This window comes from Streptococcus mitis (genome assembly GCF_003942865.1).
GTDB lineage: Bacteria > Bacillota > Bacilli > Lactobacillales > Streptococcaceae > Streptococcus > Streptococcus mitis_BI.
Genome location: NZ_RJNZ01000011.1, coordinates 1 through 20,280, shown reverse-complemented (window position 1 = coordinate 20,280; position 20,280 = coordinate 1). Strand labels below are relative to the sequence as shown.

The following is a 20,280-nucleotide window of genomic DNA, read 5'->3' as shown; positions in this document are numbered from 1 at the left end:
TTACCTCCTCACCTATACTATTCGCAAAGATTTGGAAAAATAAAAAAAAGCAACTCCAAAAAGTTACTTTTTCTCTATTTTAATTTCATACGGCAAGCACGATGCCTTTCCTTACCTGTTTGTTTTTCATAGCCTGGGCGTAATTTTTCATCTGGAATAACCTGCTCATCCTGTAAAAGAGCCAAAGAATGGTATTGTTGTAAATACTCATCACACTCATCACACCAGCGTTGGTCTTCCGGATCCCAGAAAATGGTCATCAAATCGCTTCTACTTTTATAAAGAGGAGATTCTTGTTCCAATCTAAACCAGCAAGTTTTGTAGTATTTGAGAGCATCATAATACTGATCAAATTTCTTACTAGCTACAATATCTTCTTCCCAACCTTCTAAGAACCACCACGGTTCAAAATCTCCGTACATTTCTATAACACGATACATATTCATTCATTCCTTTGTACCGTATATTATAACCAATTCCGCTAAACAAGGAAAGAAATATGCTCATTTCTTAATTTCCAGATAAAAAATCCAGCCATCTGATGGATGACTGAATTTTTATTTGCTTATGTTCTAAAATCTTTTTACTACCTAAGCTTCTGAGATATCGTTTTCAATAATGACCTTGATGGCATGGTGGTCTGCTGCCTTACTGAAGACTTCATAAGCTTTTTCAATTTCACTGAGTTTGAAATAGTGAGTTACCAATTTTTCTGGTTCAATCTTATGACTTTCAAGAGCTTTCAACAATTGTGGAGTGGTATTTGTAGATACCAAACCAGTTGTTACATTGATGTTGCGAATCCAAAGTTTATCCAAATCGAATTCGACTGGTTTACCATGTACACCACAGTTGGCAACTGTTCCGTCTATACCGATAATCTTTTGACAGAAATCAAATGTTGCAGGAATACCAACAGCTTCGATAGCAACATCTACACCACGACCATCTGTCAAATCATAAATTTCTTTAATAGCTTTTTCAGGGACTGAAGAATTAACCTTATGAGTCGCACCAAATGATAAAGCAGTTTCCAAGCGGTTATCGTCTAAGTCCACCATAATCAATTTGGCTGGTGAATAGAATTGAGCTGTCAAGAGAGCAGCCAATCCAACAGGTCCTGAACCAATAATGGCTACACTACAACCAGGTTCTACTTTCCCTTTCAAGACACCAATTTCATACCCAGTAGGCAAAATGTCTGATAACATAACCAAAGCTTCATCTGACAAGTCTTCTGGAGTATGGTAAAGAGTGTTATCTGCATGAGGGACACGTAAATATTCAGCCTGCATACCGTCAATCAAGTGACCGAAAATCCAGCCCCCTTCGTCTTCACAATGGGCATAAATTCCTTTTTTACAGTAGTAGCATTTACCACAGGCACAGACACAAGAAATCAAGACCTTGTCGCCTTTTTTGAAGTTAGAAACTCCTTCCCCAACTTCTTCAACAATCCCAATCCCTTCGTGACCAAGAATGGTACCACTTTGGCAAGCGGGAACATCCCCTTTGATAATATGGAGGTCTGTTCCACAAATAGTAGTTTTTACGATACGCACAATAGCATCTGTTGGCTTGCATATAACTGGTTTGTCTACATCAACAAAAGAAGCAAGTCCTGGTTTAACATAAGTATAGGCTTTCATAAAGCACTCCTCCTTTTTTTATTTGTACTATTTATAATTTATAATATAATTGTAAGCCTTTTTATTTGTTTGTTCAAGATTTTTTGTGATTTTTTTAACTTTTTTATTTACCGGTAAAGTAATATAGATAAAAAAGCAGAAGCTAGTCACTAACTTCTGCCTTCTCTCTTATGCTTGATAACGTTTCACACCATCTAGATACGTAGCTACCAATTCCAAATCTTTGTCTAAAACAATAAAATCTGCATCATAACCTTCACGAATTTGTCCACAGACATCATCAATGTGAACAGATTTAGCTGGGTTAAGGCTAGCCATCATGACCGCTTCGTGTGGATTTGCAATGCCCCACTCGACTACATTTCTCATACCATCTTTAAGTTTGAGGATAGAACCTGCCAAATTACCAGTAGATTTGAGACGTGCAGTTCCATTTGCTACTACAACAGGGAATTCTCCCAACATATAGTCACCGTCTTCAAGCCCACCAGCTGTCATACAGTCCGTAATAAGAGCGATGTTTTCTGTCCCCTTTTGCTTAAGTAAAATCTCACAAGCTTTTGGATCTACGTGATAACCATCACAAATCAATTCTGCGTAAGTATGTGGGAGCTCATACATAGCTCCTACCATACCTAGTTCACGGTGTGTTAAACCACGCATCCCATTATAGGCATGTACCCATACACTAGCTCCAGCATCAACTGCCTTCTTAGCTTGTTCAAATGTCGCATCTGAGTGTCCAAGTGCAACTGTCACACCTTCACCTGTAATAGTACGTACAAAATCTTCCACCCCATCACGTTCTGGTGCAATAGCGATTTTATTTAGCATCCCTTTTGCAGCATCCTGCCAAGAATGAAACTCCTCAACACCCGGGTCTCTCATATAAGTTGGATTTTGTGCCCCCTTAAAAGTTTCTGTGAAATATGGACCTTCATAATAAATCCCACGAATCTTAGCACCTGTTGCTTCTTTATAATGGTTTCCAAGATTTTCAGTGACTGCAAGCAATTGCTCATAAGTGGCTGTTAAAGTTGTGGGCAAGAAACTGGTAACACCGGTACTAAGAAGTCCTTCACTCATAGTATGCAATGTACCTTCAATGTTGTTGTCCATCACATCTACACCTGCATATCCATGAATATGAGTATCCACAAGACCTGGTGCAATGCTATAACCAGTATAGTCAAGAACCTCTGCTCCTTCAGGAATTTGATCCACATGTTTCCCAAATTTACCATCAACAAGTTCTAAGTACCCACCGCGACGAATGCCAAATGGATAGAAAAACTGATCCGCTTTAACGTAATTAGGCATAATAATGACCTCCTTAAAAGATTACTTTTGATATTTATTATGTCAATTACATTATAAACTTTTCTGATTCATTTGTAAATGGTATAGACCTATTTTCTAGAGATATTTTAAAAGAGCCGTAACTTATCAAAGTAACTTCCATCTCTCTCCCAAAACTGGAAGTTACTCTCAGACAACGAATTATGCTAGAATTAAATCTGAGACTTTTCGCAAGCTAACTAGGATATCGGGTAATGAATTTAAACCTTCTGCTCATTAGCTTTATATGGTATAATGGAAGTTAATTATTGATAGGAATAGGATTGTAATAAATGAGAGAAAAAACTAAGCAAGCAAATCGCTCACGAGGAAAATTCAAACCAGAAACACGCAATTTATCAAATGATGAGGTTAAAGAGATACTTCTTCAAAAAATTTCAGAAGAAGAGCTATCTGTACCTGAAGATGAAAAAGATATAAGTTTGTTGTTAAATATTGACAGCAGAGAAAATAAATTTAATGTAGTTTCATTATTCAGCGGTGCTGGAGGACTTGATTTAGGACTTGAATTGGCTGGGTTAAGTAGCGTTATTGGTGATAAAAAAGCTTTAGAATATTTCAATTCTGGAAAAGAGACATTTAATAAATATCGTTCAGAAAGTATTTTTCATACGATATATACAAACGATATGTTTAAAGAAGCTAATATGACTTACAAATTAAACTTTCCTAAACATGTCACTCAGCATGAAAAAGACATCCGAAAGGTTTCTCATTTTCCAGAATGCCAAATTATGATTGGGGGCTTTCCTTGCCCTGGATTCTCAGAAGCTGGACCACGACTTATAGATGACCCCAGAAATTTTTTATATATCCATTTTATTCGTGCACTCATTCAAACTCAACCTGAATTTTTTGTAGCAGAAAATGTTAAGGGAATGATGACTTTGGGTCGTGGTGAAGTATTAAATCAAATTGTAGCTGATTTTGCAGCGGCTGGTTATACCGTCACTCCTCATTTAGTAAATGCTAGAGATTATGGGGTTCCTCAGTTGCGTGAGCGAGTTTTTTTAATTGGTGTTCATAAAGAAAAAATCGAACAAAAATATGGTTTTCATTATCAACTACCAGAGACTACTCACAGTAATCCTAATGAAATTGACTTACTCGAAGAAAAACTACCTTTCGTAACACTAGAACAGGCTATTGGGGACCTTAAAAATAACCCAGGGCCATATTTTCAAGGTGAATACTCAACAATCTACATGAGTCGAAATAGAAAAAAGAGTTGGTCTGAACAATCTTTTACTATTCAGGCATCTGGTCGCCAAGCTCCTCAACACCCAGGTGGTGAACCTATGACAAAAATTGAAAAAAATAAATGGATTTTTAATGGCGATATAAATAGGAGACTTTCTATAAAAGAAATCGCCAGAATTCAAACATTTCCAGATTGGTTTGAGTTTTCAGATGGCGGAAATATGAAACTTAAAGAAAATGGACGAATTGATAAAATTTATAAGCAAATTGGGAATGCAGTCCCTGTATTATTAGCAAAAGCTATTACTCAACCCATATCAGATTTTATATATAAGGAAATTGTTAAAGGAAAATAATATGGAAGCGAATATTTTAACAGCAGTTATTAACATTATAAAGAGTCATAACTCCAATCTTCAAGAAATTTATATGGGTTCTAATCGAGCTAATTCAATGGGAGATGCTCTTGAAAAATATATTGTTGATAGCTTTGCTGACACGATTTTAGAAGATGACGAATCAGCCCGAATACTGAAAGTAAATCAAGTTTTTTCATATCTGGGTAATGATTCTAATCCACCTGATGCTATGTTGAAAGGCGGAGCAGCCATTGAAACTAAGAAAATCGAAAGTCGTAATTCTCAGCTTCAACTTAATAGCTCAAGTCCTAAATCTAAACTTTATGTTGATGATTCTCGATTAAAACAAGCTGCTCGTGAAGCAGAAGAATGGAGTGAGAAAGATTTTATTTATTCAATCGGTTTTGTAAATAATAGACAGCTCAGAGAGTTAGCATTGATTGACGCCTCTGTTTATTGTGCTGATAAGATAGTCTATCAAGATATTTTTGAAAAAATAAAATACGGCATATCAAGCATTCCAAACGTTAATTTTTCACCAACTCAAGAACTTGGGCGAGTAAATAAGATTGACCCATTAGGAATAACAAGTCTTCGTATTCGTGGTATGTGGCTACTTGATAATCCTTTTACTGTTTTTAAATATATTTATACCCCAGTAGAAGAGGCTGATTTCAACTTATTTGCATTAGTATCATCACAGCATTTTGATAACTTTAACAATAAAGATGAGCTACTATCTTTAGCTAATAATACATGCAATCTATCAATTATTGATGTAAAAGTTAAAAATCCAAATAATCCTGCACAACTTATTGATTGTAAGAAAATTAATTTTCACTTTTAACTCTATTGAGGTAAATAATGAGTTTTACGAAAAAACAAGTATCAAATTTTCTAAATGATAAAATTCTCTTTAGATTCACTATTTCTAGCGATTTTATAATTGATTTTCACGAATACAAAGAGTTTTTTACATTTGATGAGCTTGAAAAAATTATAAAAAGTAACCTTACTTATTGGAGTTCAATTTATGACATAGCTCCCAATAATTTTATGTCAAATTGGAAAAATTTGAGCGATAAGTTTAATTTAATAAGAAAATATATCTTCGAGCTTGAAGAATTGAATATCGATAAAATAAATGAACAACTTTACTATAATTTATCAAGTAGTCGTGAATCAATAGAACAAGATAAGATGGTATACATATTATCAATAAGTTCTCCTATTGACAAAGATTCAGAAATTCGTAAACTAAAAAGTTTCGTTTCTTTCTATACTCAACAATCTCAAGACAATCTTAATGAAGCTATCAGAAATTTTATTTATCTCTCTAAGTATAATAATGCTATAGGTAGTTATTTATCAAATACCTCTCAATATGTATTTTATCCAGCACTATATTTACTTAGAAAAAACTTTTCAAACATTAAAGAGAATATATCTGATTTTGAAACAAATATAGTAGCTCCTCTAGCTAGCAAGTTGAAAGATATCTCAGACAACTCCGATGAACAGTATAGAGAAATTACGTCATTCACAGAAGATAAACATAATAAAATTCAGGAACAATTCGATGAAAAAGTTTCTGAGTTTGCTGAATTTCAAAAATCTCTCAACGACTGGCAAAAAGAAAAGCAAAATAAGCTTAAAGATTTAGAGGAAACATATAAAAATAAGCTTTCTCTAGAGGCTCCAGAGCAACTTTGGAATGAGCGTGCTATAGAACATCAAAAGCGAGCTACAAAATGGACATGGTTCCTTATTGGTGCAGTCTTAGCTTTAATATCTGTTTCAGTAATATTAGTTCTCGTGATACACGACTATTCTTTAAATGTTATCAAAAAAGAGATTCCATTCATATCTGAGTCATTTATACTTATTTCGGTCATTTCATTTTTTATCTACATTGTTAGAGTGTTGATAAAGATTGTGATGTCAAATCATCATTTGGCTACTGAATACAGACAAAAAGCAGCTTTAACGAGATTTTATCAATCTCTAACTTATGCTGGAACTGACATCGATAAAGACGAGCGACTAATAATTATTAACTCATTATTTAGTAGAGTTGAAACAGGACTAGTAAAAACAGATACCTCAAATGATAGCGATACAATTTTAGCTATTTTATCAAAGAATATAAAATAAAAACGGCAATTTGCCGTTTTATGCTTTTATAAGGTGTCTGAACTCAGATTTTTTTAGACTGCTGGATGTCATACTTCCTTTCTCCAACTCTTCTCTTTTTAATACAAGTTATTTTGATTTAACCGGCTTGTCTTGAGCTGTTTGCAAGGCTGCAGCAATGGTATCTGCATACAATTTAGCTCCTGCTTCAATTTTACTATTGTCACTTCCAAAATGGACTTGGTCTGTCCCAGTCCAAATTTCTGGATGTTCCTTAGCAGCTTGATTCCAATCTGCTATCGTGACGTAAGGAGTCTTCTCTGCCAATTCTCTCATATAGGCAGCCGCCTTCTCAACGATTCCATAGGTCTCTTTTGTCTTATCTCCTTCATAAGGAGTCACCAAAACCATATGGTGGCCCTTAGGAAGATTTTTCACGATACTATCCCAATCTTCCTTGTAATTTTCAGGATTATTTACCCCAGTTGCAATAACCACCATCTTTGGTAGAAATTTATTCTGGCTATTATTTAGCATGATTTCATTGGCAGTCTTGGTTGTTCTGCTGACTTGTGCATTAATCTGTGCTCCAGGAAGGGCTGTCTGCAAAGCTGTATTAGCTCTTAGTGCTACCGAATCACCAATTAACATAGTGCCATCAGCAATTCCTAAACTATCAGCTTCGGCTCGTTCTGTCATCACCTTGGTCTGACCAATATTTGTTGCAGCTTGCTTCAAACCATTGACAGTCAAGTCTGTCTCAAACGCTCCCACTTGTGGTGCCATCAAAGTCACTAAAAAGACAATGAAGGCCAAGATTCCTGTACTTGCAGCAAGGATTGTGTGAATATGAGGCAGAGGACGAAGGGTTTGTATAATAGGTGTGTCCTTTCCTGCAATCCAAGGTTCCAACACATAAAATGATAGGCTGGCGAATCCATAAGAAAAAATCAAAGTTAATAACACAGCAAGAAGATTTGATGTCAACTGTGAGAAAATAATGTAGAAAGGCCAATGGAAAAGATAAACCGCATAGCTAGTATCCGCTAAAAAGCTGATCATCTTTGGCTCCTGCACGTTAGGAGTCTTTTCATGTAAGACACGCGCCGCCAAAATCATAGCAAGGGCTGCAAGACTGGCAAGCAAGAAGCCCATAAGATAGGCAAAGAGATAGGTAAATTTGACAAAGAAGGTCAAAATGAGTAAGAAGCCAAAACCTCCTCCAAAAACTAAAAGGGTCTTTCGTAAATCCCAGATTTTATTCAACTGCTTAACTAAAGAAGTTGTCTGACGAACACCTACAATCGTTGCTAAGATACTTCCCAAAAAGAATGGATAGACATGAGTTAAACTAGAGAAGTAAACAGAGGAATAAGAGGTTACTAGAAAACTACCAATAAACATGGAGAAGAAGCTGATCAAGAAGGCAGCAGCAGATAAGAGAAAGACCATTCCTCTCAACTGACCATTTGATTTGGACTGTTTAGATAAGAACCAAACTGCCAACCCCCAAAGAATATAGTAGTGAACCTCAACAGCCAAGCTCCAATTATGAACAAACAAATGTGGAATGAACTGAGATTCATAACTCCCACCTGTTAGGAGCTCATAGAAGTTGGTCATGAAGCCTAAGACACCCGCAATCTGACCCCCAATTCCAGCCACATAATCTTGCCGAACTAGAAAAGTAAAGGGCATGGTTACCAAGACCATCAAAACCACAGGTGGCACAATCCGATAAAAGCGTCTCCTAAAAAATCCAATCAAGTCAATCTCATGATTTTTAGAAAATTCTTCGATAAGTAGAGCCGTAATCAGAAAGCCTGAAAATGTGAAAAAGACATCTACCCCGAAAAATCCTCCAGGAAAGATTGTCTGAAAGAAATGATACAAGAGTACCAAAAGTAAACCTGTAATCCTAATCAAGGAAAACCATTTAATACGCATACGAGTTTATTCTCCCTTTCATTATACACTTTATTCTATCAAAAAAAGAAGAAAAATCCCAAGAGAAAACTTAGGATTTTTAGCTTATATCAATTCCAGTTTAAAAATTACGGCCTGACTTATTATAGCCATATTTTTCAACAAAATACTCACGGAATTCCAAGAGATTGTCATCCATGATGGCTTGTCTCACTTGCTTCATCAGGTTAAGCAAGAAGTAAAGATTGTGATAACTCGTCAAGCGGATACCAAAGGTTTCATCAGCCTTGAGCAGGTGACGAAGGTAGGCGCGTGTATAGTTCTTACATGTGTAGCAATCACACTCAGGATCCAGTGGCGTAAAGTCCTCAGCAAACTGAGCATTTTTGACAACCAAACGACCTTGACTGGTCATACAAGTCCCATTACGAGCGATTCGAGTCGGCAAGACACAGTCAAACATATCCACCCCACGAATCACCCCATCAATCAAGCTATCTGGCGCTCCCACCCCCATCAAATAGCGAGGTTTATTTTCAGGCAGCAGTGGAGTTGTAAAGTCCAAGACTGCATTCATCTCTTCGTGGGTTTCTCCCACCGCCAAACCACCGATAGAGTAGCCTGGGAAATCCATGCTAACAAGGTCATGAGCCGATTGGCGACGCAAGTCTTCAAATCCTGCCCCCTGCACAATCCCAAACAAACCTTGGTCATGTGGACGACGGTGAGCCTTCAAACCACGCTCAGCCCAACGACTGGTACGCTCGATTGATTTCTTAACGTAGTCGTATGGTTGATAAAACTGAGGACATTCATCAAAGGACATCATGATGTCTGAGCCCAAATTATTCTGAATAGAAATGGCTTTTTCTGGGGATAAGAACATCTTAGAACCATTGAGATGATTTTTAAAGGTTACCCCTTCTTCTGTGATATTGCGACTATCTGCTAAGGAATAAACCTGAAAACCACCACTATCTGTCAAAATAGGCTGGTCCCAATTCATGAACTTGTGGAGACCACCTGCGCGTGCGATGAGTTCATCTCCAGGGCGAAGCCAGAGATGATAGGTGTTTGACAGGATAATCCCTGAACCCATCTCCTTTAACTCTTCTGGCGACTGAGTTTTGACAGTGGCTTGTGTCCCAACTGGCATAAACATAGGTGTTGGGAAGGTACCGTGGGGAGTGATGATTTCTCCCAGACGAGCTCCTGTGTGTTTTTCTTTCTTAATCAAACGATATTTGATTGGTGAATCTGACATTTTTTACCTCCGAAGCTGGGAAAGACAGTCCCAGTTCATACTTTGTGCCCAAGGGCATACTGTATGATTTTATCAAAAAAAGTAGGAACTGTCACGAACTATGGTATAATGAGAGAATGAAATACCCAAAAATTGATTTAAAANCCGTTCGTCTGCAGGCTAGACAATTTCAATCTGAAAATCCCCGCCTCTTTCTCGTCTATCTATTACCTAGCATGCTGGTCATTTTGTCTGGCTTCCTCAATCCCTTAGAGCGCATAAACGAGAGTGTTTTAGAACAACCCTTTTTAAGCGTGTTTGGCCATATATCCCAAGCCTACCTTTTCCCACTATTAGTCTCCTTTATCGGAGCTATTCTTCTAACCAGTTCCGTCTATACAACGCTAAAACTTATAAAGAATCCAGATACAGAACTATCCGTCAAAAATAGTCTTACTCTCTTTAACGAAGAGCACTTTTCACAAACCTTTTTGACTCTTCTTCTCAAACGTTTCTATCTCTTTTTATGGAGCATTCCTAGTTTACTCGGGATTTACTTCCTCTTTTACAGTAGTTTTCTTGCAAAAAAATTCGTTGCCCTTCACCCTGAGTTTCCCAATCTGGATCTCACGTCAATTGAAACCGAAGACCTCCTCATAACCTTTGGTCTTTACTTTCTAGCAAGTATCCTCTTGATGATTGTAGGAAATAGTCTCTATATTCCACAATACTATGCCTATTCGCAGGTAGAATTTCTCCTCTGTGACACCCTAGACTTGGGACAAGCCAATCCAGGACAAATCCTTAAGACTAGCCGTTTCCTGATGAAAGGTTACAAGTTCCAGCGTTTCGTCCTAGACCTACAACTCCTTCCTTGGTACTTCCTCAATTGGATTACTTTTGGAATTGCTAGTTTCTCACTCCTACCCTACATTCAAATCAATAAAATGATTTTTTACCGAGCAGTACTGGCTCGAAAACGTCCAAAAGCTTGAAGGTTTTTCCCCTCAAGCTTTTTTCTATCAATGAGTTTCTCCGCCTACCAACTTGAGGTCCTCATCTCCATATTCTATCATGGCTCCGATTGCTGCTTCTATCCCTCGCCTAATGTCCACTAAACTCATAGCTGGAGTAGTCGGTCGATTCACCACCTGTTCCATCATATAAGGAATGTGCATAAAACCTGCCTTAACATGTGGAAATTTCTTTTCTACCAAATAGAGAGCCTGATACATCAAATGATTGCAGACAAAAGTCCCTGCCGTATTGGAAACAGAGGCCGGCAAGCCCTCTTTTTTTATAGCTTGGACCATCGCTTTAATAGGCAAACTACTAAAGTAGGCCGAAGCACCGTCTTGGCGAATGGGAAGGTCAATCGGCTGATTACCTTCGTTATCAGGAATGCGTGCATCGTCTTGGTTAATGGCCACTCGTTCAGGTGTCAAGCTAGATCTTCCACCTGCTTGGCCAATACAAAGGACAAAATCAGGTTGATAACGACTCATCTCTTCTTCCAATACTTGGGCCGATTTTTGAAAGACTGTTGGCACTTCTAACCAACGGACCTCAGCACCATGGATTTCAGCTGGTAAACCTTTAATGGCCTCCAAGGCTGGATTGACCTTTTCCCCTCCAAAGGGCTCAAAACCTGTCACTAATACTTTCATTTCTAACTCCTCAAAACTAATTCAATGAGACTTTTTTCTTAAAAACAAGTATAACATATTTCCCTTATTCTGGAGTGAAAAGGACTAGAGAGGATCAGACTGGCATTAAAGTTTATTTAAAGAGAAAAATACTAATCAAGGCCAAAAAAGCTGGTCCGCCTTGCTTTAAAATAATTTTTTTATCTGCTGTGAGAGAGCCATAAGCCGCAGCACCAATCACAAACAAGACAAAAATAGTCACAATTTCTAAATTCTGTGAGAAATAAATCCCATACAGGAGAAAGACTCCTAGCAAAGCATTATAAATCCCTTGATTTTTAAACAGTGAACTTACCGACGGACGAGCCAGTTCTTCCTTGTCCATGTTAAAGACACGACTAGTCGCATCTGATTGTGTTGCAATACTTTCCAAATAAAAAATGTAAAAATGCTCCAAAGCAACGATCGTTGCTAAAATGATTGTAGTAATTGACATCTATTTCTCCTTAAATTTCTATATTTTCAATACCCAAAACCAATTTGTCTAATAAACGGCTGAGTTCTGTTCTTTCAGACTCTGTTAAGATACTTTCCATCTCTTCCTTAACCTTGATATGTTGCAGAGGGGGATTCACCACTAACTGCTCCTTAGCGTACTTCGTAGCCTCTACCAACACTTCCCGCTGATTTTCAGGATTACGATGACGCTCCACCAAACCTTCCTTTTCTAAAATCTTGAAATGCCGTGTCAAAGCAGCCTGATCAATTTTCAAACGCTCCTGAACTGCTATTTGATTACAAGGGGAATGCTTCAGCAAAAATAATAAAATCTGATACCGTGTCAAACTAATCCCAAGTCTTTTCTCAAACAATTTCGTGCTCGCTTGCTCAGACAAGCGGAGTTGATAAAGTAAATCTTGAATCTCTATCATTTCTTTCTCCTTTCTATTGATTTATCAATAGTTGACTAATCAATTATAGTGCAAAGTAAAATAGATTGCAAGAATGTTGCTTCAATCATTACAAAATGGTAACTTCCATTTTCCATTCATATTGATACTCAATGAAAATCAAAGAGCAAACTAGGAAGCTATCCGTAGGTTGCTCAAAGCACAGCTTTGAGATTGCAGATAAAACTGACGTGGTTTGAAGAGATTTTCGAAGAGTATGACAAAGAAAAAAACGAACGAGAATCGCTCTCTATAACGAAAGCTAGATCTCATTCGTCAAAATGATATTATAAAGTCTGATTTATCCATTCATTGAAACGTGAACGTGGTCATAGTGGTTTTCTGTCACACTACCACGGTCTGGCATTGGGTTCCAAGTATTAGCTGGCCCATATTTGCTATCGAATGGAGCATAGAAACGTTGTTTCCAGATGATGTAACTAATTCCACGGCTGGCCATGTTTTGAATAGCGTATTCCGCAACCTTATCCCCTAGTTCTGAGCTTTCTGGTACCATAAAATCGATAGCCAAACCTTTTCCGTGATCTCCACTATCTCCTGGACGGTAACCACTAAAGGATGTGATGCCAAACAAGTTGGCGATTTCTTCTTTAAAGGCAGCTGTTTGTGGTTGAAGGCCAGTATTTTCAGATTTCGCTACTGCCAGTCCAGCATAATCGGGCGCAGCTGGAGCCGCGTAAGTTGTTGAAACTGTTTTCGCCTCTTCTGGTTGATAAGTAGAAACTGCTGCTGTAGCTTCACTTGATGATGCTACTTCTTTTGCTTCTTCTGAACTTGTTGCAGTTGTTTCAGGTGCTTTTTCTTCTACTGGTATTGTAGTTGCTTCCACTGCTGATTCAACTTGAGTGCTTGCTTGTGTTTCATCTTTCTCAGCTTGAGTGCTTGCTTGTGTTTCATCTTTCTCAGCTGGAGTCGTTGCCTGAGGAGCTGCTTCTGCAACTGCACTACTTGTTTCGGCTGTTTGCTCCGCTGACGTTGAGGTATTTGTAGATGGTGCCACTTCTTCTGCAGTAGCAACTGTCTCTGCAACTTCTGAACTTGATGCCACTTCTTTTGTTCTTGTAGTTTCTACCGCTTTTGGAGCTTCTGCAATTGGTTGAGAAAGGTCTGCAACCTGAACAGTTTGATCATCAACCGTCACTTGATTGGTTGTCAAATCTGCTGTCGCAGTTGTCACTTCTTCACTAGAGTCTGCTTGAGGAGTTTGGATTTCAACTTCTGTTACTTCTTCTGCTTCATTGACAGTCGTTGTCAAAACAGTTTCTGGGAAAATCAAGTCCATATTCGTGATTTTATTCAAATTCGCAAGAACTGTGACATCTACACCCAAGGCTTCTGCAATGGTGCTCAAGGTATCACCATACTGAACGGTATAACTTGTTTTGTTATCCGTTTTAGTCAAATCATTTTGGATTTGCTCAACACTACGTGCAGTCCAAAGAACTTCTTCTGCTTGAGTTGCCAATACTGGGGCAAATGACAAGGCTACTGTTGAGGCTAATAATATTCTTTTCTTCATTCTTTCAAATTCCTTTCAAATGAGTACCTGTCTATCATAACACAAAAAATGCAGAAAAAAAGCCCTCTCGGGCCTATTTAACAGAACTGTCTATTCCTTGTAACAAACTCGGTTACTTGAAATAGTTTGTTAGGTCTCTGTCACAAAACTGACACAATCTCTTTATCGCTCAGCCTTAAAAAACGGGAAATATCTGCTAACGCTTGAATCCTGTGATTACCTTCATAAGTCGACTCTAAAAAGTTGATACTTTGAATCCCACTATTCTGAGCAAATTCCACATCCAAAGTCCGGTCCCCTATATAATAAGTATTATCATGATTCAACTGATACTTGTCTATCAGATAGTTAGCCGCTTCTGAACTAGGTTTACGCGCAAAGCCACTCTGACTGGTTAAAATCTCTGTAAAATAAGATTCCAAACCCAAGTCTCTGAGAATGGTAAGAGCATTGTCTCCCTTATGAGTGTAAACAAACTGTTGAATTCCTACTTGGTCTGCCCAAGCTAGCATCTCACGCGCACCTGGCATCAAAACTACTTGGGCATTTTTTTCAGCCAGACTCTGGGCACGCACCTGATTTAGCACTTCCACATCCAGTTTTCTCTCTTCCGCCACCTGCACAAGCAAATCCTGAACAGAATACTTGAGAATAAACTCTCTCACCTGCTCCTTATCATAAGGAATAGAAAACTGAGCAAAAGTTTCCTCAATCCCTGACAAAATCGCTTCGTAAGAATCCAATAATGTCCCGTCTAAATCCCAAATAAAAGCTGTTTTTTGCATTTCCTATCCTTTCAAGCTCATATAACGCTGGTAACGGTAACGTAGAAATAACCAACGAAAACCATTATCCAAAAGAGTACCTGCCCAAATACCAGGCAAGCCCCAACCAAGAACAATCCCCATCAGATATCCTGTTCCAATGCGGATACACCACATTCCTATACTTGTCGCATAAAAGGGAAGGCGAGCATTGCCCAAACCCTGCCAGACTGCTGTATAGATGACTGTTCCTATCGTCATAGGAGTTCCAAGTAGTGAAAACAGTGTCACTAGAACACTAGCCTCAACCGCTAGAGGATCAGTCGTATAGAGATGAGTGAGTGGTACACCCAAAGCATAGATATTGAAGGTCAAAGGCAACATGAGGACCAGAGAAAGCCAAAAAGTTTGCTGGCTCAAACCAGCTACTCTTTCCCAATTATCCTCTCCAACTGCTCGAGCTACCAGCATGACCGTTGCTGTAGCAACTCCAAAAGCAGGCATATAGTTAAACTGGGTCAAGACTTCTCCGACTGCATTTCCCGCCACCGCCTCCGTTCCAAAAGAAACAACCAAGGCAATGATTACTACATCTCCAGCCCGCATCATCAGTCGCTCTCCAGCTGCTGGTAAAGCTAAGGTCAATAGTTCCTTATCTAAACCAAAAGTCGGTTTCTCAAAAGGCAACTTTAATTGCGACCACAAAATCACAAGACCTACCAAACGAGACAGAATTGTCCCCCAAGCAACACCAGCTACCCCCATATCCAGAACAAAAATAGCTAGACTTGAAAACAGAATATTCAAGGCATTGGATAAAAAACTAACATAGAGAGGCAGACGTGGATTATGCGTTGCACGAATCAAGGCTCCCAGACTAGTCATTAAACCTAAGAGAACAATCGATCCGCCTACTAAAGATAGGTAGAGTCCACCACTCTCAGCTACAGTTCTCTCCGTCCCCAAAAGTCCTATCATCTCTTGCCCAGCGAAGATGGACAAAGCTCCCAAAAGGAAACTTAAGAGTAAAGTAATTTTCAACGCCTCAGTCACATGGTAGGCTAGCTTAGACTGATTCTTCTCCCCCAAACTTTTTGAAATAACACTGGAAATAGCAGCTCCCAGAGCGATGAAAATCGCCTGGTAAATCGTGATAATATTGCCAGCTACTGATACACCCGAAATGGCTATCAAGCCCAAGTGGGCTACCAAGTAACTGTCCATCATTCCCATGAGCATCTGCAAAAAGTTTTCACCCATAGCTGGCAATGCAATATTAAGAATATCTTTATTTTTCTTAAACAATCCGTCCTCCTGATGAAAAGAAACTCAGTTGGTTTCCCAACCGAGTTTACTCCCTCTGTTTTAAAGTCCTAGATAAGCCTCAACCGCTACTTGCATGTCTGTTGCTGCAACAGTTGTCTTATGACGAACAGGAGCTGTTTCAAGCCCATCAACTGCTGGTGGTACTGCAACGCCTGAGATTTCATGTAATTGAGCCAAGGCTTCAAAGTCGCCAAGCCCTGATTTTCCAGTTACAGCTTCTACTGCAACCACTGGGAACTTGTATGGACTAGCTGTTGAAGCAATCACTGTCTTAGTCGCATCCCAAGTAGCAGCTTGGTATTTTTTATAAACTGCTGAGGCAACCGCCGTATGTGGATCCTCGATATAAGAATCTGACTCATAAACACGCTTGATTTCTGCTGCTGTTTCTTCCTCAGTCGCATATTCAGCTACAAAGAGTGCAAGAATCTCTGCATCAAAGTCTGTCAATTCATATTGTCCTTGCGTGTTCAAGGCATTCATGAGTTCAGCTGTCTTAACCGCATCATTACCCAAAAGATGGAAAATCAAGCGCTCCAAGTTTGAAGATACCAAAATATCCATAGATGGACTAGTTGTTACCTTAAACTCACGCTTCTTGTCGTAAACACGTGTCTTGAAGAAGTCTGTCAAAACATTGTTGTCATTTGAAGCACAGATTAATTTGCCAACTGGTAGACCAATTTGCTTAGCATAAAAGGCAGCCAAGATATTTCCAAAGTTTCCAGTTGGTACTGTGAAGTTGACCTTATCACCAGCCACAATCTCACCAGTCTTAACCAACTGAGCGTAGGCATAAACATAATAAACAATCTGTGGTACCAGACGACCAATATTCATAGAGTTAGCTGATGAAAATTGCAACTTATTGGCCGATAATTTTTCACGAAGGACCACATCATTGAACATATGCTTAACGTTGGTTTGAGCATCGTCAAAGTTACCATCAATGGCGATAACATGAGTGTTATCACCAGTCTGAGTGGTCATTTGCAACTCTTGCACCTTGCTGACACCATCCTTTGGATAAAAGACGATAATCTCAGTACCAGGAACATCCGCAAACCCTGCCATAGCAGCCTTCCCAGTATCACCAGATGTCGCTGTTAAGATGACAATCTTATTCTCCAAACCATGCTTCTTAGCAGCTGTTGTCATAAAGTATGGCAAAATAGATAAGGCCATATCCTTAAAAGCAATTGTTGAACCATGGAAAAGCTCCAGGTTGTATTGCCCGTCTAATTTCACTAATGGTGCGATAGCTGGAGTATCAAACTTGCTATCGTAGGCATTGTTGATACAGTAGTCCAACTCTTCAGCTGTAAAGTCATCTAAAAATGCTGACAAAACAATCTTAGCAACTTCCTGATAAGAAGCATCTTTCAATTTGTCAAAGTCCAAATCTACCTTTGGATAAGTAACCGGTGTAAATAAACCACCGTCCGTCGCCAAACCTTGCAAAATTGCTTGGCTAGCAGTTACTGTATTGTTGGCGTCACGCGTTGATTGATAAACTAATGTCATTACTCTCTATCCTTTATCTATAGTCTCATCCATTATATCATGATTTTTCAGAAAATTCTCCTTTTATAAGAGAAATTATAGGCTCAATTCTTCTTTCAAAGCCTGTAAGTAGGTCATTTCTTGCTTATTTCTCATCTCCAGTCCTTCCTCAGCTAGAAGGAGTAAGTCTTTGGAAAATTCAATAATCGCAGTTTTTTCCTCAGCTATAAGATTTTTTTTAGAAAATTGCCGTCTTAAAAACTTGTAATCACGACCAAATTCTTTAAAGAAAGGTGCTGTTTCTAAGTAAGCTTCTAACTTATCTAAATTAACCAACAATCCTAAGTGAAAAGCTGCTGAAGCGAAGGTTCTATCTAGAGGTTGAGTACACACACTACGAAACTCAACTGTTCCGCGAGTCGTTAAGTCTTGGTACTGATAACTACGATGGGTTTCAAAATCCTTCTCTTGAGGATAAATAATAATCTCATCCCCATTAAGCGCATATGCTTGGATTTCAGGTGTAGCCAAATAGTCCCTAGCCTGAATCGGATAAAAATAATAGGTTTGTCCATCACGTTCCGCAGTAAAAATTGCAGAATGATCTAGATAATCAAAAAAATCATCCTCATCTTTAAAGAGACTAGCATTGACACCAACATTCTCTGGATAGATACCATGCATCGATTCTTCCCAGAAAATATCTCTTGAGATTTTTGTATCCCAATCTGCACCTGTAAACTCAGAGTTTGCAAATAAATAAGCCTTAACTGCTTCAATTTGGGTAAAAGCATTAATTACCCGTAAGTAGTTAGACTTTGAAACATCCAACTGAACCTGACTCCCACAGATAAAAGCACCATATTCAGGGAAATGATGTAAGTCTGATTTAGTCACATTCCTACTCAAACTCAAATAGTCCATCAACATCCGATAGCGTGGATAAGCCACTGGACAATTCTCATTTTTATCCCAGTTGGGATGAATACCACAGCCAACAATAGTATGATTTGATTCAGCTAACTTCTTCTGGATTGCTTCCATATAAATACTAAAACGTTCTTCAACCTCTTGCATCGTTTCAGCCTTACCAAATGCAAACTCAATCGTAGTATAGGAAACTTCAAATAAAATAGTATCCTGACTTACTGGATCCACTAACTGAATGGGAGTCCCAAAATCATCTACCTTTTCGACAGTAAAATCCAAAGCAGAAACTAAATATCGGAATAAGTGTTTGATAACTTCAACATCTGTAGCATTCCCTTCTAAGTTTAAAACAGGATATTCCAGCTCAATCCCGACAAACAATTCAGGATTTTCTTTAATATTTTTCAAATACCGATATTTTAATAAATCGATAGAACGAGACATACTTCCCTACACTTTCATAATCTAAATAAAATTTGAATAAGTATTATTATAGCAAACATAATATAAAAAGGAACGAAGATCTACAACGTTCCTTATCGCTATACTATACCGGCGGCCGGGGTCGAACCGGCACGTCCTTGCGGACACTGGATTTTGAGTCCAGCGCGTCTGCCAATTCCGCCACGCCGGCAAATAGTAACTGGGGTAGCTGGATTCGAACCAACGCATGAGGGAGTCAAAGTCCCTTGCCTTACCGCTTGGCTATACCCCAATAATATAAAATAGGCGAGTGATGGGGATCGAACCCACGCATGCCAGAGCCACAATCTGGTGTGTTAACCACTTCACCACACCCGCCATAATTTTATTAACACGGGCAGTAGGAATTGAACCCACACTGAAGGTTTTGGAGACCTTAGTTCTACCTTTAAACTATGCCCGTAAAATGGAAGGGGAGGGATTCGAACCCCCGAACCCGAAGGAGCGGATTTACAGTCCGCCGCGTTTAGCCTCTTCGCTACCCTTCCGAAAAATATATAATGGCGCGAGACGGAATCGAACCGCCGACACATGGAGCTTCAATCCATTGCTCTACCATCTGAGCTACCGAGCCTTATTGCGGGAGCAGGATTTGAACCTACGACCTTCGGGTTATGAGCCCGACGAGCTACCGAGCTGCTCCATCCCGCGTTAATACAAAAAGGAGGATGTGGGATTCGAACCCACGCACGCTTTTACACGCCTGACGGTTTTCAAGACCGTTCCCTTCAGCCGGACTTGGGTAATCCTCCAAAATAGTCCGTACGGGATTCGAACCCGTGTTACCGCCGTGAAAAGGCGGTGTCTTAACCCCTTGACCAACGGACCAAACTTTATGGGCACGAGTGGACTCGAACCACCGACCTCACGCTTATCAGGCGTGCGCTCTAACCACCTGAGCTACGCGCCCAAGTTAAAAAACTTGGTAATTTGAACAGAGTTCAAAGCGGGTGACGAGAATCGAACTCGCGACAACAGCTTGGAAGGCTGTAGTTTTACCACTAAACTACACCCGCTTAAATGGGAGTTAACGGGATCGAACCGCTGACCCTCTGCTTGTAAGGCAGATGCTCTCCCAGCTGAGCTAAACTCCCTAGAGCTAAGCGACTTCCATATCTCACAGGGGGCAACCCCCAACTACTTCCGGCGTTCTAGGGCTTAACTTCTGTGTTCGGCATGGGTACAGGTGTATCTCCTAGGCTATCGTCACTTAACTCTGAGTAATACCTACTCAAAATTGAATATCTATTCAAATCAAGAAAACCATTC

General features: G+C 39.2%; 17 protein-coding genes, 12 tRNA genes and 1 rRNA gene. 4 read left to right on the top strand and 26 right to left on the bottom strand.

The window, feature by feature from the left end:
- Nucleotides 1–74 precede the first annotated feature (74 nt).
- From D8845_RS07730 to nagA, 3 genes are all read right to left on the bottom strand, one after another.
- Nucleotides 75–440 carry a DUF1033 family protein gene (locus D8845_RS07730; RefSeq protein WP_042900221.1) on the bottom strand — a complete coding sequence of 122 codons (366 nt, stop codon included), beginning with the start codon at nucleotides 438–440 and terminating at the stop codon, nucleotides 75–77.
- Nucleotides 441–590: 150 nt separating this feature from the next.
- Nucleotides 591–1,649 (bottom strand): zinc-dependent alcohol dehydrogenase family protein, encoded by a 1,059-nt coding sequence (locus D8845_RS07725; protein ID WP_125453046.1) that lies wholly within the window; start codon nucleotides 1,647–1,649, stop codon nucleotides 591–593.
- 168 nt (nucleotides 1,650–1,817) lie between these two features.
- Nucleotides 1,818–2,969: an N-acetylglucosamine-6-phosphate deacetylase gene (gene nagA / locus D8845_RS07720; protein ID WP_001134549.1), complete on the bottom strand. Its 1,152-nt coding sequence runs from the start codon at nucleotides 2,967–2,969 to the stop codon at nucleotides 1,818–1,820.
- Nucleotides 2,970–3,280: 311 nt separating this feature from the next.
- Here nagA and D8845_RS07715 point away from each other — a divergent pair, with 311 nt between their 5' ends.
- From D8845_RS07715 to D8845_RS07705, 3 genes are read left to right on the top strand one after another with little or no spacing between them, the layout of a single operon-like run.
- A complete protein-coding gene (locus D8845_RS07715; protein WP_125453045.1) occupies nucleotides 3,281–4,564 on the top strand; it encodes a DNA cytosine methyltransferase in 1,284 nt (427 codons plus the stop codon).
- A 1-nt stretch (nucleotide 4,565) separates the two neighbouring features.
- On the top strand, nucleotides 4,566–5,414 hold the full coding sequence (locus tag D8845_RS07710) for an NgoPII family restriction endonuclease (protein WP_125453044.1): 849 nt from the start codon (nucleotides 4,566–4,568) through the stop codon (nucleotides 5,412–5,414).
- 17 nt (nucleotides 5,415–5,431) lie between these two features.
- Nucleotides 5,432–6,721: a DUF6161 domain-containing protein gene (locus tag D8845_RS07705; RefSeq protein ID WP_125453043.1), complete on the top strand. Its 1,290-nt coding sequence runs from the start codon at nucleotides 5,432–5,434 to the stop codon at nucleotides 6,719–6,721.
- Nucleotides 6,722–6,829: 108 nt separating this feature from the next.
- Here D8845_RS07705 and D8845_RS07700 read toward each other — a convergent pair whose 3' ends face one another.
- Both D8845_RS07700 and tgt read right to left on the bottom strand, forming a co-directional pair.
- Nucleotides 6,830–8,647 (bottom strand): acyltransferase family protein, encoded by a 1,818-nt coding sequence (locus D8845_RS07700; RefSeq protein ID WP_125453042.1) that lies wholly within the window; start codon nucleotides 8,645–8,647, stop codon nucleotides 6,830–6,832.
- Between the two features lie 100 nt (nucleotides 8,648–8,747).
- Complete coding sequence (tgt, locus tag D8845_RS07695; protein ID WP_125453041.1) at nucleotides 8,748–9,890, bottom strand: tRNA guanosine(34) transglycosylase Tgt; 1,143 nt, start codon at nucleotides 9,888–9,890, stop codon at nucleotides 8,748–8,750.
- 116 nt (nucleotides 9,891–10,006) lie between these two features.
- Between tgt and D8845_RS07690 the strand changes: the two genes are divergently transcribed.
- Complete coding sequence (locus D8845_RS07690; protein WP_125453040.1) at nucleotides 10,007–10,864, top strand: DUF975 family protein; 858 nt, start codon at nucleotides 10,007–10,009, stop codon at nucleotides 10,862–10,864.
- A gap of 27 nt (nucleotides 10,865–10,891) precedes the next feature.
- Here the strand turns inward: D8845_RS07690 and pcp are convergent, their stop codons facing one another.
- From pcp to rrf, 21 genes are all read right to left on the bottom strand, one after another.
- On the bottom strand, nucleotides 10,892–11,536 hold the full coding sequence (pcp, locus tag D8845_RS07685) for a pyroglutamyl-peptidase I (protein WP_125453039.1): 645 nt from the start codon (nucleotides 11,534–11,536) through the stop codon (nucleotides 10,892–10,894).
- 112 nt (nucleotides 11,537–11,648) lie between these two features.
- Nucleotides 11,649–12,011: a DUF1304 domain-containing protein gene (locus D8845_RS07680; protein WP_125453038.1), complete on the bottom strand. Its 363-nt coding sequence runs from the start codon at nucleotides 12,009–12,011 to the stop codon at nucleotides 11,649–11,651.
- 10 nt (nucleotides 12,012–12,021) lie between these two features.
- Nucleotides 12,022–12,447, bottom strand: coding sequence for a MarR family winged helix-turn-helix transcriptional regulator (locus tag D8845_RS07675; protein WP_185757428.1), 426 nt, complete (start codon nucleotides 12,445–12,447; stop codon nucleotides 12,022–12,024).
- 319 nt (nucleotides 12,448–12,766) lie between these two features.
- Nucleotides 12,767–14,005, bottom strand: coding sequence for a LysM peptidoglycan-binding domain-containing protein (locus D8845_RS07665; protein WP_125453036.1), 1,239 nt, complete (start codon nucleotides 14,003–14,005; stop codon nucleotides 12,767–12,769).
- A gap of 140 nt (nucleotides 14,006–14,145) precedes the next feature.
- A complete protein-coding gene (locus D8845_RS07660; RefSeq protein ID WP_125453035.1) occupies nucleotides 14,146–14,790 on the bottom strand; it encodes an HAD family hydrolase in 645 nt (214 codons plus the stop codon).
- A 3-nt stretch (nucleotides 14,791–14,793) separates the two neighbouring features.
- The gene (locus D8845_RS07655; RefSeq protein WP_125453034.1) at nucleotides 14,794–16,074 is read right to left on the bottom strand and encodes an MATE family efflux transporter; all 1,281 of its coding nucleotides are present in this window, start codon (nucleotides 16,072–16,074) and stop codon (nucleotides 14,794–14,796) included.
- A gap of 60 nt (nucleotides 16,075–16,134) precedes the next feature.
- Entirely contained in the window at nucleotides 16,135–17,619 is a 1,485-nt protein-coding gene (gene thrC / locus D8845_RS07650) for a threonine synthase (protein WP_125453033.1), read from the bottom strand.
- Nucleotides 17,620–17,694: 75 nt separating this feature from the next.
- Entirely contained in the window at nucleotides 17,695–18,972 is a 1,278-nt protein-coding gene (locus tag D8845_RS07645) for a gamma-glutamylcysteine synthetase (protein WP_125453032.1), read from the bottom strand.
- A 106-nt stretch (nucleotides 18,973–19,078) separates the two neighbouring features.
- Nucleotides 19,079–19,162 (bottom strand) — tRNA-Leu (locus tag D8845_RS07640).
- A 9-nt stretch (nucleotides 19,163–19,171) separates the two neighbouring features.
- A tRNA-Gln gene (locus tag D8845_RS07635) sits at nucleotides 19,172–19,243 on the bottom strand.
- A gap of 13 nt (nucleotides 19,244–19,256) precedes the next feature.
- Nucleotides 19,257–19,329, bottom strand: a tRNA-His gene (locus D8845_RS07630).
- A gap of 14 nt (nucleotides 19,330–19,343) precedes the next feature.
- Nucleotides 19,344–19,414 (bottom strand) — tRNA-Trp (locus D8845_RS07625).
- Between the two features lie 4 nt (nucleotides 19,415–19,418).
- Nucleotides 19,419–19,499, bottom strand: a tRNA-Tyr gene (locus D8845_RS07620).
- Nucleotides 19,500–19,512: 13 nt separating this feature from the next.
- Nucleotides 19,513–19,585, bottom strand: a tRNA-Phe gene (locus D8845_RS07615).
- 3 nt (nucleotides 19,586–19,588) lie between these two features.
- A tRNA-Met gene (locus tag D8845_RS07610) sits at nucleotides 19,589–19,662 on the bottom strand.
- Nucleotides 19,663–19,673: 11 nt separating this feature from the next.
- Nucleotides 19,674–19,763: transfer RNA gene (locus D8845_RS07605), tRNA-Ser, on the bottom strand.
- Between the two features lie 4 nt (nucleotides 19,764–19,767).
- Nucleotides 19,768–19,839, bottom strand: a tRNA-Glu gene (locus tag D8845_RS07600).
- An 8-nt stretch (nucleotides 19,840–19,847) separates the two neighbouring features.
- Nucleotides 19,848–19,921 (bottom strand) — tRNA-Ile (locus D8845_RS07595).
- A gap of 35 nt (nucleotides 19,922–19,956) precedes the next feature.
- Nucleotides 19,957–20,027, bottom strand: a tRNA-Gly gene (locus tag D8845_RS07590).
- A 5-nt stretch (nucleotides 20,028–20,032) separates the two neighbouring features.
- Nucleotides 20,033–20,105: transfer RNA gene (locus D8845_RS07585), tRNA-Val, on the bottom strand.
- A gap of 4 nt (nucleotides 20,106–20,109) precedes the next feature.
- A 5S ribosomal RNA gene (gene rrf, locus D8845_RS07580) occupies nucleotides 20,110–20,225 on the bottom strand.
- Nucleotides 20,226–20,280 lie beyond the last annotated feature (55 nt).

Bases quoted from the DNA above. Each gene is read 5' to 3' on its own strand.
- D8845_RS07730 (WP_042900221.1), bottom strand. From the start codon at position 440: ATGTATCGTGTTATAGAAATGTACGGAGATTTTGAACCGTGGTGGTTC.
- D8845_RS07725 (WP_125453046.1), bottom strand. From the start codon at position 1,649: ATGAAAGCCTATACTTATGTTAAACCAGGACTTGCTTCTTTTGTTGAT.
- nagA (WP_001134549.1), bottom strand. From the start codon at position 2,969: ATGCCTAATTACGTTAAAGCGGATCAGTTTTTCTATCCATTTGGCATT.
- D8845_RS07715 (WP_125453045.1), top strand. From the start codon at position 3,281: ATGAGAGAAAAAACTAAGCAAGCAAATCGCTCACGAGGAAAATTCAAA.
- D8845_RS07710 (WP_125453044.1), top strand. From the start codon at position 4,566: ATGGAAGCGAATATTTTAACAGCAGTTATTAACATTATAAAGAGTCAT.
- D8845_RS07705 (WP_125453043.1), top strand. From the start codon at position 5,432: ATGAGTTTTACGAAAAAACAAGTATCAAATTTTCTAAATGATAAAATT.
- D8845_RS07700 (WP_125453042.1), bottom strand. From the start codon at position 8,647: ATGCGTATTAAATGGTTTTCCTTGATTAGGATTACAGGTTTACTTTTG.
- tgt (WP_125453041.1), bottom strand. From the start codon at position 9,890: ATGTCAGATTCACCAATCAAATATCGTTTGATTAAGAAAGAAAAACAC.
- pcp (WP_125453039.1), bottom strand. From the start codon at position 11,536: ATGAAAGTATTAGTGACAGGTTTTGAGCCCTTTGGAGGGGAAAAGGTC.
- D8845_RS07680 (WP_125453038.1), bottom strand. From the start codon at position 12,011: ATGTCAATTACTACAATCATTTTAGCAACGATCGTTGCTTTGGAGCAT.
- D8845_RS07675 (WP_185757428.1), bottom strand. From the start codon at position 12,447: ATGATAGAGATTCAAGATTTACTTTATCAACTCCGCTTGTCTGAGCAA.
- D8845_RS07665 (WP_125453036.1), bottom strand. From the start codon at position 14,005: ATGAAGAAAAGAATATTATTAGCCTCAACAGTAGCCTTGTCATTTGCC.
- D8845_RS07660 (WP_125453035.1), bottom strand. From the start codon at position 14,790: ATGCAAAAAACAGCTTTTATTTGGGATTTAGACGGGACATTATTGGAT.
- thrC (WP_125453033.1), bottom strand. From the start codon at position 17,619: ATGACATTAGTTTATCAATCAACGCGTGACGCCAACAATACAGTAACT.
- D8845_RS07645 (WP_125453032.1), bottom strand. From the start codon at position 18,972: ATGTCTCGTTCTATCGATTTATTAAAATATCGGTATTTGAAAAATATT.